General features: G+C 35.7%; 10 protein-coding genes, 2 tRNA genes and 1 riboswitch. Of the genes, 11 read left to right on the top strand and 1 reads right to left on the bottom strand.

The window, feature by feature from the left end; all coding sequences use genetic code 11:
* Window positions 1-56 precede the first annotated feature (56 nt).
* The 11 genes from OGZ34_RS15020 to OGZ34_RS15070 all read left to right on the top strand — a co-directional run bounded on the left by OGZ34_RS15020 (window position 57) and on the right by OGZ34_RS15070 (window position 14,692).
* The gene (locus OGZ34_RS15020) at window positions 57-608 is read left to right on the top strand and encodes a DinB family protein (protein WP_263360738.1); all 552 of its coding nucleotides are present in this window, start codon (window positions 57-59) and stop codon (window positions 606-608) included.
* A gap of 124 nt (window positions 609-732) precedes the next feature.
* Window positions 733-807: transfer RNA gene (locus OGZ34_RS15025), tRNA-Val, on the top strand.
* 81 nt (window positions 808-888) lie between these two features.
* Window positions 889-969: transfer RNA gene (locus tag OGZ34_RS15030), tRNA-Tyr, on the top strand.
* Window positions 970-1,810: 841 nt separating this feature from the next.
* A complete protein-coding gene (locus tag OGZ34_RS15035; protein WP_263360739.1) occupies window positions 1,811-4,180 on the top strand; it encodes a TonB-dependent receptor in 2,370 nt (789 codons plus the stop codon).
* A 24-nt stretch (window positions 4,181-4,204) separates the two neighbouring features.
* On the top strand, window positions 4,205-5,419 hold the full coding sequence (locus OGZ34_RS15040; protein ID WP_173967838.1) for a hypothetical protein: 1,215 nt from the start codon (window positions 4,205-4,207) through the stop codon (window positions 5,417-5,419).
* Window positions 5,420-5,699: 280 nt separating this feature from the next.
* Window positions 5,700-6,884, top strand: a complete 1,185-nt coding sequence (locus OGZ34_RS15045) for a PQQ-binding-like beta-propeller repeat protein (protein WP_263360740.1) — start codon at window positions 5,700-5,702, stop codon at window positions 6,882-6,884.
* A 273-nt stretch (window positions 6,885-7,157) separates the two neighbouring features.
* A complete protein-coding gene (gene lepB, locus OGZ34_RS15050) occupies window positions 7,158-8,765 on the top strand; it encodes a signal peptidase I (RefSeq protein ID WP_263360741.1) in 1,608 nt (535 codons plus the stop codon).
* Window positions 8,766-8,960: 195 nt separating this feature from the next.
* A riboswitch (cobalamin riboswitch) is annotated at window positions 8,961-9,162 on the top strand.
* Between the two features lie 487 nt (window positions 9,163-9,649).
* Window positions 9,650-10,939 carry a cell surface protein gene (locus OGZ34_RS15055; protein ID WP_263360742.1) on the top strand — a complete coding sequence of 430 codons (1,290 nt, stop codon included), beginning with the start codon at window positions 9,650-9,652 and terminating at the stop codon, window positions 10,937-10,939.
* A gap of 43 nt (window positions 10,940-10,982) precedes the next feature.
* Entirely contained in the window at window positions 10,983-12,224 is a 1,242-nt protein-coding gene (locus OGZ34_RS15060; RefSeq protein WP_263360743.1) for a hypothetical protein, read from the top strand.
* 12 nt (window positions 12,225-12,236) lie between these two features.
* Window positions 12,237-13,475 carry a hypothetical protein gene (locus OGZ34_RS15065; protein WP_263360744.1) on the top strand — a complete coding sequence of 413 codons (1,239 nt, stop codon included), beginning with the start codon at window positions 12,237-12,239 and terminating at the stop codon, window positions 13,473-13,475.
* Between the two features lie 269 nt (window positions 13,476-13,744).
* Window positions 13,745-14,692 (top strand): DUF4465 domain-containing protein, encoded by a 948-nt coding sequence (locus tag OGZ34_RS15070; protein ID WP_263360745.1) that lies wholly within the window; start codon window positions 13,745-13,747, stop codon window positions 14,690-14,692.
* A gap of 267 nt (window positions 14,693-14,959) precedes the next feature.
* On the opposite strand, the gene OGZ34_RS15075 is transcribed toward OGZ34_RS15070, so the two are convergent.
* Complete coding sequence (locus tag OGZ34_RS15075; protein WP_263360746.1) at window positions 14,960-16,411, bottom strand: FAD-dependent oxidoreductase; 1,452 nt, start codon at window positions 16,409-16,411, stop codon at window positions 14,960-14,962.
* Window positions 16,412-16,512: the final 101 nt, after the last annotated feature.

The following is a 16,512-nucleotide window of genomic DNA, read 5'->3' on the forward strand; positions in this document are numbered from 1 at the left end:
CAATCAAGATTTATTGAAAATGCTTTTTACAATTTTGCATAAAGAAAAATATAATTATGCAATCAGATAAATTAATACAAACGCTTTTAGAGCATACGAGACAAATTATCAATCAGGCAGAAAAATTAAAGAATTGTGATTTGAATGCTTTGACCTGGAGGGAAAATGAAACTTCCTGGAACATTCTGGAATGTTTGGAACATTTGAATTTGTATGGTGATTATTATTTACCGCAAATAGAAAATGAAATAAAAAAATCAACTACTGGAACTGATCTAGAATTTAAAAGTGGAATTCTAGGTAATTATTTTGCGAAAAGTATGTTGCCAAAAGAAAAGCTAAATAGAATGAAAACTTTTAAGGACAAGAACCCGCTGAATGCCAAACTTGACGAATCGGTAATTGATAGATTTATAAACCAACAAATCAAACTTCTGGATTTACTGAATCAATCCCGAAACGTGAGTTTAAACAAAGTGAAGATTAAGATTTCTATTTCAAATTTCATCAAGCTAAAATTGGGAGACACCTTTCAATTTTTCATCAATCATATTATTAGACACTTTCATCAAATAGATCAAATAAAAGTTGCAATGAAAAACAACTGACCGCCAGACAGGTAAGGAGTAGAGCGTAAAATTATTTGATTTTTTTTCAAAATAAACTTGCAAATACAAAATCTAGCTGTATATTTGCACTCGCAATCACAAACGATAGCAACCTAGTAAAATAGGGCGATTAGCTCAGCTGGTTCAGAGCACCTCGTTTACACCGAGGGGGTCGGGGGTTCGAACCCCTCATCGCCCACAAATAACTCCTTACTTTTTTAAGGAGTTTTTTTATGACATACGAAGCGAGCGCGAATTACAAATTCGTGTTAGTGAATTAGGGGAGATACTCAAGCGGCCAACGAGGGCAGACTGTAAATCTGCTGTGTGAACTTCGCAGGTTCGAATCCTGCTCTCCCCACAAAAGGGTTAAAGAAGTAAAAGGAAGCTTTTCCAATCTTTTCAAAAACCGAAACATTTTAAAAACCTGTAAATCGTTCGATTTACAGGTTTTTTTGTTTTTAATGCTATTTTGAAACTTAATAAAAATGAGAAAAGGGGATCAGGTTCAAAAGTTGTGGAGTGATATAAATAGTATTCTCTTTACCGTAAAGGACTTTAGGGATAAAAGTGGCAGCTTTTTGCAATCTTTTAAAGTTTTACATTTTCATAAAATTTCTTAATTGCAAAATAATAATAATTTACAGCTTACCCTATAAGAGACAAGTATATGGAATCTGTTGCTCTGAAAGAGCCTTAGCAGTAACATTGCACGAAGTGTTATGAATAATGATAAATACTTCTTTAAGCTCTGTAAGAGCGAAAGCATAACCCAAAAAGCACATATATTACTTTTTGATATTTCCGAAAGTTAGCAACTTTTAATCAAGGCCTTATGCTTTATTTATAACTGCTTATGCTTCTTTTTCAGGGCAATATGATTGATTATCTAAATTTATAATGCGTTGCATTATTTTTACGCTTTTGGGCTTTTAGCCCTTTTTTAACATTTCAAATATTTATACCGAAAGAGGGCGCTACTTATAAAATCAGCTGTACTATAATAATCTCTTAAGTGAATAGCTGAAATCGTTAATTAAAAGAATAACTTCTATCAACCTCACAACATTTTGTATTGATATGCTATAGGTGGTAAAATTTTTATTTCCCCTTAGGAGTATTGTTAATTGATAAAATTTTATATTTTTGCACTTTTTTTATTCATTCTAAATAAAAATAATTCATAATTCTAAGTTTATTTCATGAGGTTCAAAATAGTATTGCTCTTTATATTCTCGACGACATTTTTAATCGCACAAAACACAATCTCTGGCAAAGTTAATGACGAATACGGCACTCCATTAAGCGGAGTCAATATTCAGCTTTTAGGTACAGAAATAAATGTAAAAACTGATGCTGATGGACTTTATAAGATCGAGAATCTTGCAAAAGGCAGTTATTCCATTGAAGCGAGCTCAGATGGATATATCTCCAGGAAACATAAAATTGTTTTAGAAAGTTCTTTCAATTCTTCAGTTGCCATAACTTTAGAAAAGGTTAGCAAAACGTCGAAAGAGGCAGAGAAGTTAAATGATGTAGTGGTAAAGGGTGTATCTGAAAAAAAGAAAAAAGAGCAGTCGGCACAAGCCGTTTCTGTAATAGAAATGCGGGAAGCCAAGTTTAAAACTGCCGATTTAGGCGAAGTACTTGCTCAAACGCAAGGCATTAGCGTTAGACGAAGCGGTGGTTTAGGTTCCAGAACAAATTTTTCGATGAATGGACTCACAGGAAATCAAATCAGGTTTTTCTTAGATGGTATTCCGTTAGAGTATCACGGATATACTTTCGGTATTTCAACCGTCCCTGTTAATTTAATTGATCGTATTGAAGTTTATAAGGGAGTTGTCCCTATCGAATTTGGAGCAGATGCTCTTGGTGGTGCTGTCAATTTAATCACTCCAAAAATAAAACCTGGCTTTAGTGGATCTTTTTCAGCTCAGGCGGGATCTTTTGGAACTTACCGTACATCAATAATACTTAATAATTATAATGAAAAGACTGGTTTTTTTATAAGAGGAAGTGCATTTTACGACAGCTCTCAAAACAATTATAAAGTAGATGTTGATGTTCCGGATAATGCCGGGAAAATAAAAAAAGTAACCGTACCGCGATTTCATGATGCATACAAAGGTTTGGGAGTGCAGTTAAAAACGGGTATAAGAGACAGAATTTGGGCTAAAGAATTGAGTGTCGAAGGATTTTATACCGATTATACAAAGGAAATCCAGCACAATCAATTAATGGTTGGAGTTCCTTACGGAGAGGTTATGACTTATCGAAAGTCTGGCGGATCTGTTCTTACGTACCGCAATGATTTTAGTAAAAACTTTATACTCGATTTTATTTCGGGATATAACTATATGGAGCGTCAGTTTACAGATGTATCTGATTTTGTCTACAATTGGTACGGTGAGCGTATTGAGGGTTCTGCAGGAAATATCAGCGGAGAAATTTCGGAATCTACTGGTCCGAGTGATACGTATACCTGGAATAATGATGTTTTTTCACGTCTGAAAGCTTCATGGAAAATTAACGATCAATATGCTTTGAGTTTTACTTCAGCACCTACCTATTCCAAACAAACCGGAGACGACCGGCTTATTAACGGTTATGATCCGGCCAGTGCTGCAAGACAAATGTTTACATGGATTAATGGTGCAGACTTTAAAATAAACGCCATTAATGAAAAATTAGAGAATGTTTTTTTTGCTAAAAATTATCTACAAAAAATAAATTCTGAGGAGAAAATACCATCTAATAATTCCGTAATAAAAGAAAAGAATAGTGTGAACTATTTTGGTTTTGGAAATGGATTTCGTTTTAAATTCAACGAACAGTTTTCTACCAAGTTAACGTACGAATATGCTACCCGCTTGCCTCAAACCGATGAGTTGTTCGGAGACGGACAATTCATACAAGGGAATATAAACTTAAAACCCGAACGCAGTCACAACGTCAATTTTGAGCTTTTTTTCAAGTCAAAAGCAAATTATGAAAGCAGCAGCTGGCAAGTTCAAACCAATGTCTTTTTAAGAAAGATAGACAATCAGATCTTATTTGTTCCGAGTGTAGATCGCAATAATATTTATCAGAATGTATTTGCGGCCACTTCTAAAGGAATTGAAGTTTCGGGAAGCTGGACTTCAAAAGACGACAAACTCTCTTTTCATGCGAATAGTACATATCAGCACTTTTATAATGATTCAAACGAAGGAATATTTGCAGTGTACAAAGGAGACAGAGTGCCTAATCAGCCTTATTTTTTTGCTAACGGTGGGGCTAATTATTCTTTTCACAACTTAATCGGCAAGGCAGATAAAGTATCTCTTTTTCTCGATGTAAGATATGTATATGAATTTTATAGAAGCTGGGAAAGTGCTTCTGTAAATCCATTTGTAATACCGAGTCAGCAGACACTTGACTTTGGCACGACCTACCACAATAGTATAAAAGGCGCCAAATATGCGATCACTGCTGAAATACAAAATTTAAGCAACGAAAAAAATTATGACTTTTTTGGTGTGCAAAAACCAGGAAGATCATTTAATATCAAACTAGTAACTCAATTTTAATCATAATTATATAACCAAACAGGTATGAAAACAAATCGATTTTTTATAAAACATGCAGTATTAGCCATAATGTGTTCTGTATTCGCGTTAACATCATGTAGCTCAGATGATACCAAAACAGATGAAGGTCAAGGTAAGAATCCTGCAGTTATCGCATCAGTTCGTGTAAATACGCCTGGCGGAAGAGTTTTTTATTTAGGAGCATACGATAAATTCCCATCAACTCTTGATTATAAAACAATGACAGAGATAGGTCCGGGCGCAACAGTATATTCGTTTGGCGAACATCCTTATGTTTGGAATGGTACAGCTTCGACCTTGACCAAATATAATGTAAGTACAGAAATGAAAATTTCGAAGGCAGATGCTTTAAGTCTTGCTGGTACCGGAGTTAGCGGTACTTTTGGACCTCCTGCTTTCGTGTCCGAAACAGAGGCTTATTTTTTCGCCTTAAATGATGGGAAAATTATTAAGTTCAATCCGGAGACTATGACGATAACAGAAACTATTGCAGTGACTCCATTACCGTTAAGTAACGATGCTGGTATAAAAACATCTACTTACATGAGTTATGTTACTTCTGCAAAAAAAATCATTTTACCGGTGGCCGCAACGCCTACTGATTTTAATAAATTTCCACAATATGCACAAATTGCAGTTTTTGATATAGCTTCAAAAGCAGTTTCTTATGTTAAAGATTCTCGTATGTCAATGGGGTATGATACGTTTGCTAAAGGAAATGACGGTACTTTGTACTACAGACCTTCACGTGCTACATCTTTGTCATTAGATTACAGTACTGTAAAAGATGCTCCTCCGGCTGGTGGATTGTTAAAAGTAAACCCTAACGGGACATTTGATCCTAACTTTTTTGTGGATCTAAAAGTTGCTTTAAAGGCACATTCAGTAAATGTAGTAGCTTATGTTCATGGAGATAAAGCCCTTGCTCAGTATTTGGATAATACGTTTACTCCACCGGCAAAGCCTGCTGACTGGTACAACGCTCCAACAAAATTTGCACTTGTAGATTTAAAAACGTTAAAAGTTGAGCCTTTTACTTCTTTTGAAAAATACGGAACCGTTTATACTGTAGGTACAATTAATGATGTAGAATATTATGGTAATATCACTGCTCCTGATGGAAAATTCAGCCTTTTGAAGCAAAAGGGAGCTGCTGAGTTTGAAGTAGTTTCTGAAGCGATCGGCGGTAGTGTGATATTTGTTGGAAAACTAAGATAGTTGTCCCTGGTATTACCCAAATAATACTACCTCCAAAGTCATTTGATTTTGGAGGTTTTTTATTTTGCATCCGCTTCTATTTTGAGCTCCAATTTTCAGTTAAAACAAGTCGGAACTTGCAAAATGCTATAATAATTTTTAACTATATTTGGCAGAGATATTGGTTTGGGCATTGCGTTGAATAAGTTTAATTTCAGTGTTTTAATTCATATTTAAATGATCTTTATTTTTGCGCCCTACCGCTAAAAAAGAAATCAAATCATTAACCCAAATTTTAAAAATGAAAAAAAAGCTAATAACTCTTTTGTTTGTAAGTACTGTTGTAAATATGTTTGGACAACTACCAACCTTGCCACAACCTGATAAAACTTCTTATGCTGCGGATAAGGTCTCTAATAAAGTCTTAAAACCGCTAACAAAAGTCCCATTAGATAAAGAGTCCATTTTAATTTATGATTACGATGGTTCGCTTTTTTCTTTTAATTTGGAATCTGAGAAAATCAATTGGACCGTAAAAGCTACAGATTCTAATACTGAAATGTGCGCAAACGCTATCACACTGCAAGATGGAGTAGTGTACATTCCGTTTGTTAATGGAGAAATTTTTGCAATAAATAACCAAACCGGTGTCATTTTTTGGAAATCAAGATTAGGCAATACTACGGATCAAATTGTAATAAAGAACCAAATTCCAACTATAAATGGAGGAAAACTGTACCTAACTACGCAAAGTCCCAATAATAGTATTTATGCCCTTGAGACAAAAGATGGTAGTTTAGTATGGAGTTACAAGTTGGAGGAAACAAATAATGATAGTCCGGTTCTTGTTTTCGACAACAAAGTTTTTACTCAAAGTGGGACTAATTTATATAGTTTTGAAGCCAATACAGGTAAACTTCTTTCTCAAAAAAGCTTTGAGGGAGTTATGTCCGGAAAAGTGGTGACAGATGGTGAAAATGTGTTCATAGCAAATGAAAAAAACGAGCTTTATGCATTAAGTGCAAATAAACTTGATATTGTTTGGCAGTTTAAATTAGATGAAAATCAACAGAATATCAAGGAGCGCATATTTTGCAAAGACAATAAAGTTTATGTAGGCGCACAAGGCCCGGAAGTTTCTTCGATATACGCTCTCGAGTCAAAAACGGGAACTCAGATTTGGAAAAGGGATTTTAAAGACGACAATGTCGAGTATATGGTTGAGGAAAGTGATAATATTTGGGGATATACCCGTAAAGGAAAGCTTTTTCAAATAGACATAACAAATGGTGAAATAGCGTTCGAAACAAAATTGACGACGAGACCCATTTCAAATTTTGAATTTGTAGGCGATGATTATTTCTTTTATTATTCGGATGCTGCTTTGATTCAATTTGAGTTTAAAAGCAAAGACGAAAACGAAGTTTATCTGCGAACGACCATTAAGGACGACGCTTATAGTGCTTATATAAAGATAATTCGATAACAACTTCAACTATAAACTCCTTAAGAAATTAAGGAGTTTTTTTTATGTCTCTTTTGAAATATTTGTACTTCCTCTAAAATTTCAATTTTTTTTATTGAATAATTTGTAACAAATTAATTAAAATACTACAAATACTACTGGTGTCGTGAGGTGTTTGGTGTTAATTATAGTTTTATTTGTTAAAAACAAAAATTAATTAATGATTTGATTCTCAGTGCCTATAAGCCCAATTAGTTCTCAAAAAAGTATAAAAAACAACTAAAAATCAAAAGTATGAATGTATTAGAATGGCTCTTTTTTATTTTAATTATGCAAATTATTCATGGTGTGTCTACCTGGAGGTTTTATGTAAAAGCGGGAAGAAAAGCGGTAGAATCCTTTATACCAATTTATAATTTAGTAATTCTATTGAAAATTATACATCGTCCTGTATGGTGGGTTTTGATGCTTTTTGTTCCTATTGTCAATCTTTTAATGATTCCCGTAGTTTGGATCGAAACTATTAGAAGTTTCGGGAAAAATACTATGCGAGATGTTGTATTGGTTTTACTAACATTAGGGTTTTATATCACTTTTTTAAATTATTTTTCTAAGGATCTAACCTATATTGATAACAGAGATTTGGGACCAAAAACCAAAGCAGAAGATACTGTACGATCTCTTTTATTTGCGGTTATTATAGCAACATTGGTACATACTTATCTTATACAGCCATTTACCATTCCATCTTCATCATTGGAGAAAACATTGTACATCGGAGATTTTTTATTTGTTAGTAAGTTTAACTATGGAGCAAGAACGCCAATGACTTCGGTTGCATTGCCCATGGTTCATGATTCAATTCCTTTTTTGGGTACAAAGTCATATTTATTTAGCGACGATTTTACTGAAAAAGGAACGTCAATACTAAACAAATTTCAATTACCCTATTTTAGATTTCCTGCACTAGAAAAGATCAAACGCAATGAAATTGTAGTTTTTAATCAGCCTGCTGATACGCTGCGTGACATGGATAATTTTCATCCGGATAGAAATTATTACAAACCAATAGATAAAAAAACAAATTTGATAAAACGATGCGTTGGAATGCCGGGGGATATTCTGGAAATTCGTGAAGGGGATGTTTATATCAATGGTAAAATAGAGAAACTGCCGCAAAGCGCTAAAGTTCAGTATAACTTTTTAATTGATACCAAAGGACAACCAATTAACCAAGATGTCTTAGTAAGTCATTATGGAGCCAGAGAAGGCATGAAGTACGAAAATGGGAATTTTGCCTTAACCGATACCGGACAATATTTCCTGACATTGACAAATGAAGAAGCAATATTAATAGCCCGTAATCCGGTTGTAAAAGGAGTTAAGAAAAATTTAATGGCAAAGGGAGAAGGTGAAGGCGTGTTTCCTCAGGATCTTTCTTTGGGTTGGAATATTGACAATTATGGACCTCTTTACATTCCCGAAAAAGGAAAAACTGTAGAATTGAATATTAAAACACTTCCATTTTATAAACGAGTTATTGAAGAATACGAACACAATGATTTAAAAGTTATTGGTAATCAGATTCTAATTAATAGAAAAATGAGTACAACTTATACTTTTAAACAAGATTATTATTGGATGATGGGGGATAATCGTCAGAATTCTTTAGATGCGAGATTTTGGGGATTTGTTCCTTTTGATCACGTAGTTGGTAAGCCGGTATTTATTTGGTTTAGCTGGGATAAGGACGGTAAAGGAATTAATAAAATAAGATGGAATCGTGTTTTTTCTGTAGTGAACGAAAAAGGTGTACCAAAGTCTTACTTAGTTCATTTTTTAGCACTAATAGCTCTTTATATGATTGGAAGTAGAGTAATAAGAAAAAGAAAAAAAGAATAAGTTTTTATCAAAAGATGAATAGTTTTTAACTGTGAAAGCTGGCTTGAATCCTTGTTTTTACAGTTTTTTTGTTTTTGATTTCGTGCTTTGTAGTCAAAGATTTTGTAAAATTCCAAATCCTGGTATTGCGGTGAGTAGTATTTGGGATTTGGAATTTTTTATTTTGAAAATCACCCTATTGTAAAAGATAGTTATATATTTGCGCCAGATTTTGGTCTGTTTTTTCTTAAGAAAAAACAGTTAAAAGGGAATCAGGTGTAAATCCTGAACAGACCCGCTACTGTAAGTTCTATAAAAGTCTTTAAACGTTACTAATGCCATTGTCCGCTGCGGCGGATGAGAAGGCTGTTTTAAAGATGGAACAAGTCAGGAGACCTGCCACAATCACATAGTTTAAGACTTTCGTGGAATAAAGTTGAACAACAATAAACAGACCTGTCATTTTTTATGATGGGATTCTTTCTTATTGCTTTTTTGATTTTTACGTCACGGAGTTTACTTAATTCATTTAGTGATGTATACTATTAAAAAAAGAGCTTTATTTATTCTTATTGCAGTTGTTTCTATTTTTCTTCAGTCACGAGTATTAAAGAGCTGTTTTCAGGCTTTTAAAAGATTTGTTCCGAGAAGAGGATGTTATAAAGAGTCGATCCTTAGATTGACCTCTTCTGTAAAATTACGGAATGCATTCAGCGATCATTTTACTGCTCTCTCCTCATATTTCTACACCATCTCAATAAAAAACTGCACTAATCCCGATGCTGAGTGGTACTATATAATTTACAGATACGATACGGCATCCGGTTGAAGATTAAAATTATAAACCTCCCTGCAATTACTTAAATTTTTATTGTGATTATCAATTCCAACTTAAATAATACCACATGTTTAACAATACCTCCCAATATTTCCGGTTCTTATTCTTTTTTATTGCGGCACTCTGCCTAACCAACTGTTCTGAGGATGATACAGCAAAAGAGGATAACAATCCGCCTCCGGTAAGTTCCGATCTGGCGCTTAACACGCAACGATTTGCAATTTTAACTATAAACCCTACTATCAATACAGCTACGGAAGCTACCTACAGCTGGAGTGTTTCAAAAGCGGCATCCGAAAACTATGTCTTAACCAATATTGCCGAAAAAGAAGTGCTGTTTGCTGCAGCAGAAACCGGGGTTTATGAATTAACAGTAGCTGTAAATAACAAGGGGAGTTTACAAACGCAAAAAGCAGTCATTACAGTAACGAAAGAAACGAAGGAATATAAAGCCTATATCGCTAAGGTATTCGAGTTTAAACCCGCTCCGGGACAGTTTATAAACGATCTTCCGGCTGCAAATGACGGAGATAGTGTCGAAAGAATTTTGTCAAGAGCCAATACTTATTTAGCCAAAAAGAACGGGGATTTGATTTCGCTTGGAGCCTTTGGTGGTTATGTTGTTTTTGGGTTTGATCATACTATTGTTAATGTAAAAGGCAAACGTGATTTTAGAGTTCTGGGCAATGCATTTTGGGCAGAAGCCAACCCTAATTCAAATAGTACAATGCGTGGCGGAAGTAGTGAGGCAGGAGTTATAATGGTTTCTTATGATAAGAATAAAAACGGTCTTCCCGACGATGAATGGTATGAAATAGAAGGAGGCGGACATAAAATGCCTAAAACGATTCAGAATTATGAAATTACATATTATCGTCCGGATCCTAATAAAAAACCGGTACCGGGAGGAACTACAGGCACAGTAGGTTTTGTTGATATGGAATATATCTATTGGAAAGATAATCAGGGAAAAAACGGTTATCTGGTACAGAATAATGCTTATAATCATTCTTTAGATTACTGGCCAAAATGGCTTAAAGATCAAGCATCTATCACTTTTAAAGGAACAAGGTTACCGGATAACGCTGTAGATGAAAGCGGGACCGGAAGTTACTTCGTACAATATGCCTTTTTGTACGGTTACGCTGATAATGCTCCAAATGCCGATGACGATTCAGCAATAGACATCAACTGGGCTGTAGATAAAAACGGAAACAAAGTGCTGCTTCCGGGAATTGATTTTGTAAAAGTGTACAACGGCCTTAATCAGCAGGCGGGGTGGCTGGGAGAAACTTCGACTGAAATAATGGGAGCAACCGATTTGCATCTGTCAGGAGAAAGTATTCCAACGCGATAGCCCTATTCAAAAATGTGTTAAACTAAATTATTATACCAGAATTATGAAAAAAAACTTTGCCCATTTATTATTATTTGTTTTGGCATCGGTATTTACCGCATGCAGCGATGACGATAAAAATGATGCCAACTCAGGAGAAGGACTAGTTATACCAATAGCAGTAAAACTTCAGGGAAAATTTGAAGTAGCGACCTTTAATGTTTTGAATATTACCGCTTCTGCCGAGACGAGTAACCCAAATTACGAGTGGGTGCTTAAAAAAAATCCTTTCAATCAAACTAAAGATTCTGTTGTAGGGACTACTAAAGATTTACGATTTATCGCGTTGTATCCAGGCGCTTATGAATTAACGCTAAATGTTACTGAAGGAGATAAAAAAGGAACAAGCACAACAACGGTGAATGTAATAAACGAGGCTCAAAATTACAATCCTTACATCACAAGTATTTTCGATTTTAGCCCGGCACCGGGTATGTTTGCCAATGATTTGTACAAAGACGGATTTGCAAAAACAGACGTTATGCGGGTAGCTTTGGGAAGGATAAATGAAACAAGTGTGGGATATCCAATTGACTTAGGAGGCTTTGGAGGTTCAATTGTAGTTGGATTTGATCATTTGGTAGTTAATCTTCCGGGAAAGAAAGATTTCAGAGTTTATGGCGCAGATCTGAGTGATAAAGCGAATCCGCCAGCTCCGGGATTAATCTATGTGGCTTATGACAAGAATGCAAACGGAAAACCGGATGATGATGAATGGTATGAGATTATTGGAAGTCAGCACGCAAAAGAAAATACGATTAAGAATTTTAAAATTACGTATCAGAAACCGGCAGTAGGTAAAAAGGTTGTAGTAAGCGGACCAAACGATCCTTTCTTAGATCGTGAACATCTCTATTGCGAGAACAATCAGTCTCAGACTTACTTTTTGCCAAGATCTAAAACTAAAAAGGAATATTATCCAGCCTGGGTAACTCAAACCACCGCTGTTTATGAAGGAACAAAGTTAAATGTAAATTTTGCGGCAGTACGTCCCGGACAAACTACTTTGTGGAATTTCGATGCTCCGGAATGGGGGTATGTTAATGCTAAAAGCCCAGATATTGATATTGAATGCGCGGTTGATAAAAACGGCAATAAAGCTAATCTTCCGGGAATTCATTTTATAAAAGTGGTGAACTGTGTGAGTGAGCCAATGGGACTTTGTCATCAACAATCGTCAATGGCTACAAGGTTCTCAGGAGCTGCTGATCTTCAGATCATAAAAAAGTATAATCTAAAAAAGTAAGAGAATAAGAATATGAAAAAGTTTATAAAATATACTTTATGTCTAATGGTTATTAGCGTTTTTTACAATTGTAGCAACGATGATGCAAAACCTGATCCCGTAGTAGAAGAACCTAAACCAGAACCGGTTAAAGATCCGTCACTTACTTTAAAACTGCAAGCTGATTTTAAGATAGAACGATACAATGTTGTTGCTATTGATCCGGAAGTAGTTATTGAGAATGCGAATGGAGCTACTGCACAGTACAAATGGACTGTAAAAGTAACTGGCAAAGATGGTGTTGCCAAAGATTCTTTAATTGGCGATAATAAAACGTTAAAATTTATAGCACCAAAGGCTCTGAGTTATGCTGTTGATGTTACAGTAACGTTGAATAAAGTGGTAAAACAAGCTTCGACCAAAGTTACGGTTGCGGAAACGGGGAAAACCTATACTTCTAAAGCACTTTCGATTATCGATTATATACCGGCTCCGCATTATAACAATGACAGCTTTGAATTTGCAACAAAAGCAGAAGCGATAGAGAATGCACAAACCAATCTTACAGACGGAAATCTTGTTGATTTGGGCACTTTTGGAGGTTACATTGTGACAAAATTCGACCATACTGTGATCAATGCTTATGGTAAAAGAGATTTTACAGTTCAGATGAATCCCATTTCTAATTCTTCAAAATTTTCTCCAGTAAGTATCGCGGTTGCTTACGACGCAAACAAAAATGGTATTGCAGAAGACAACGAGTGGTATGAGATTGCCGGAAGCGAGTATTACAAATCGTCTACAGTAAAAAATTATGAAATTACTTATTACAAGCCAGATGTAAACAAAGCAGCTGTTGCAGGAAAATTGGATTGGCAATTTGACAAGGAGTATCTGAAATGGACCAATAATAAAAATGCCACCGGTTTTATTACCAGAACTAAAAAATGGAGACGTTACAACTATTATCCACAATGGATTGGAGATTCTTATACGTTGAAAGGGACAAAAATCAATTTGCCTACAAAAGATATTAGTGATGGAGAAGGTGCAGCATTTAATGTGGGAACTTTTGAATGGGGCTATGGCGGAATCAAAGACCCTTCGATAGACATTAGTTGGGCCGTAGACAATAATGGTGTGAAAGTGCACTTGCCGGGTGTAGATTTTGTAAAAGTATACGTTCCTACATTCACAGAGATTGGGGCACTTGACCTACTAACAAACTCTTTTAAACAGGTTGAAGATCTAAATTTTGCTGCAGGCAAATAACCAAAGAAGTTTAGTCCGTTGGATGTAAATTCATTTTAACGCATAGTAACATAGGTTCTGTATTCATAAAAAAGACGTTTCACTTTATTGAAATACACATAACCTCTTATGTGAAAGAAATAGATTTCTTTTTTTGTTCCCTTTTTAGACCTAAAAATCTATGTTTCTATGTGTTAAACCTTTTGTTTTTTAATTACACCCAATGGGCAAGTTTAAATAATACTGCTTTACTAATTAACCAAGAATATTAATCCTAAATTTTATAAATAATGAAAAAAGTACTTTATTTTTTGACAGTAGGTTTGATGCTGGGACTTTCGTCTTGTAGCAATGATGAAAACCTTTCAAACAACGAAAGCGGCAATGCAGCAGTAAAAAGCTCAGGTGTTACTTCTAAAAAAGCAGTGACTGATCCGGCAGTAGGGACTACTTCTACGCTTAACCTGACCAGTTCTTTATTAACCAGCGGAACATCAACAACAGGAGGGAAGTACTGGCAGAATACTTATGTGTCGAATACAAACTTAACGGTTGATTTGTTTACATTTTCACATACAGCAACATCAGCAGGTTATAACTACTGGGACGGTTTTATTGTATCTAATGTAAATGATATTACAAATTATGGTTCAGGAGCAGGTTCTGGCGGGTCTAACGGTTGGGTTGCAAATCAGTGGGGAGCTATGGCAGGAAGTGGTTTTGGTACTTCATCAACTATTGCTGCGGGAACTCCAGGAACAACTGGAGACCCTTATATTGTAGCTTACTGGTCAAGCTACACAGATCCAAAAAATCCACAGGGAACTACGTTTACAGAAGCAGGTTTCTCTAACTGGATTAAAATTGGAAACACAGGATTGTATCAGATAAAAGGACTTAAAATCAACAATCATCCGTGGCCATATTACGGTTGTTTATATGGAGACGGTTTTGCTCAGGCATTTTCTTCAGGAGATCATTTTGAATTATTGATCTACGGTGTAGATTCAAGCGGAACTATTACTGCTCCAATCACACAATCATTGGCAGATTACACAGGAGGTTCTTTGGTAATGCCAACAGGATGGGTGAACGTGAGTGCTACAGCGCTTCAAGGTTTAGGAGATGTTAAATACCTTGTTTTTCAAATGGCTTCAACAGATTCACATCCGATCTACGGAATGAATACTGCGGCTTATTTCTGTTTGGATAAATTGTCTGTAAAAAGAATTCAATAAACAAACATTTCAGTTATAGAAAAGGAGCCATCAAAAAATGGCTCCTTTCACTTCATTTAAATACACATATCTTACTATGTGAAAGAAATATATTTCTCTTTTTAGTTCTCTTTTTACAGCTAAAACCTATGTTTCTATGTGTTAAAATATTTTTTTAAAAGGTTTATGTGTACCAAAAAAATCTGCCAAATCTGCCAACCCGAGCGATAGCGAACAGGCGAAGCAATCTGCGAGAAAAAAAATGAAACTTCAATAAACGATCATCGCTTATTTTTTCTTTAAACACCTTCCTCGTGGTTCATCGCCTTCATGAAGCACTATTTCAGAATGCAGAAACTCCGCTGCATCAGCAGAATCTTTTACCTTTTTTGCACTTCGTTTAAGCATTTCTGATTCATATTCCGTCAGTACACTTTCTCGTATTCCACTTTTTCTCCATTGCGATAACGGTCGGCATCCTCTTACGATTCCACGTGCCAGAGATAGTGCATCCAATAAGGCCTGATTTGCACCTTGTCCTTTAAAAGGGCTCATCGGATGAGCCGCATCACCAATTAAGGTCGTTTGTCCGTTTTTAGTTAGTAATTCTGAATGCAGTAATTCGCGATCATATACCGGATAACCTGAAATTTGGTTTTCCAGAGTTGCCAATAAAATTTGAGGTATAGGAGTATGCCATTGCGTTCTGCGACAGGCTTCTTCTTTGAGTGCTTTAGGTCCCTGAGCACTAAGTGCTTTGGCTTCTTCTTCTGACATTGGAAAGCTCAGTTGCCACATTACTGCATCAGAAGTGTAGGGCATCATATAGATTCGCTCATTACCATTGGCGGTTTGAAACACAGTTGCCGAATCCAATAAAGAACTATCAATACCTTCAAGATTTGTTAAAGGACAAATCCCCAATATTACAATACATCCTAAATAACGCAATGGAGTAATGGCATCATCAATTAATAGTTTTCGTACCAAACTTCGAATGCCGTCAGCTCCAACCACTAAATCGGCTGTAGCGTTTTTTATTTTTCCATTTACTTCAAATTTTAAATCAACCTTTTGATCCTCGGATTCCTTAAAATCGATTAGTTGATGTCCCCATTGTACCACTTCATGACTGCTAAGTTGTTTCAATAATGCTAACCGTAAGTGTTGTCTTGCGATATGCATATTGGTACGTTTCGGAGCTATTTTTGTATCGGAAGGAATCCATTTTCGTATTCCCCATTCACCGATTACTTTTCCTTCTGTGGTATGTACCAAATGTCTTGTTGAAATCACTTTTTCTTCCAAAGAGAAGATACCGAATCCTTCGATTGCTTTACTGGCCTGCTGTAGTGTAAGTCCATAACCTTGTGAGCGGGCGTCAAAATTGGTATCACGTTCGTAAAGCGTAAAAGGAATCCCGCGATGCAGGCAAGCAACAGCTAATGCCACACCTCCGATACCAGCACCAATAATGGCAACATGCGGATAGTTTTCTGTATCAACAATTGTAGGACTGATCGAATGAACCAATCCCGATCCGTTACAGTTTGTGCAGCTGTTAAGATGCGCTTTAGGACGAGATGGAGGAGTTCCTAAGCCAGCTGCTTTTTCAAACTCCTCTAGTGCGATCTGATAACGGAGACGTACTTTCTTACTGAGCCTTTGACTGTTTTTGCCGCGTCCCAGACATTCCGGACAAATAGTCCAGTTTCCTACTGCATTTTCTACCGTATTCACGTTTACTTTTTTTATTTGATTTAGATTCTCCAGTAGTAGAAGAATTTAGTTGCACCTCTTACTAGAGCACAAATTTAAGACAAAAGATTACCAGTGCAAAA

The sequence above is a fragment of the Flavobacterium collinsii genome (assembly GCF_946903285.1).
In the GTDB taxonomy this organism is placed as follows: Bacteria; Bacteroidota; Bacteroidia; order Flavobacteriales; family Flavobacteriaceae; genus Flavobacterium; species Flavobacterium collinsii.

Excerpts from the sequence above, each read along its gene's own strand:
- OGZ34_RS15045 (WP_263360740.1), top strand. The coding sequence starts at position 5,700 with ATGAAAAAAAAGCTAATAACTCTTTTGTTTGTAAGTACTGTTGTAAAT.
- OGZ34_RS15035 (WP_263360739.1), top strand. The coding sequence starts at position 1,811 with ATGAGGTTCAAAATAGTATTGCTCTTTATATTCTCGACGACATTTTTA.
- OGZ34_RS15040 (WP_173967838.1), top strand. The coding sequence starts at position 4,205 with ATGAAAACAAATCGATTTTTTATAAAACATGCAGTATTAGCCATAATG.
- OGZ34_RS15070 (WP_263360745.1), top strand. The coding sequence starts at position 13,745 with ATGAAAAAAGTACTTTATTTTTTGACAGTAGGTTTGATGCTGGGACTT.
- OGZ34_RS15065 (WP_263360744.1), top strand. The coding sequence starts at position 12,237 with ATGAAAAAGTTTATAAAATATACTTTATGTCTAATGGTTATTAGCGTT.
- lepB (WP_263360741.1), top strand. The coding sequence starts at position 7,158 with ATGAATGTATTAGAATGGCTCTTTTTTATTTTAATTATGCAAATTATT.
- OGZ34_RS15020 (WP_263360738.1), top strand. The coding sequence starts at position 57 with ATGCAATCAGATAAATTAATACAAACGCTTTTAGAGCATACGAGACAA.
- OGZ34_RS15055 (WP_263360742.1), top strand. The coding sequence starts at position 9,650 with ATGTTTAACAATACCTCCCAATATTTCCGGTTCTTATTCTTTTTTATT.
- OGZ34_RS15060 (WP_263360743.1), top strand. The coding sequence starts at position 10,983 with ATGAAAAAAAACTTTGCCCATTTATTATTATTTGTTTTGGCATCGGTA.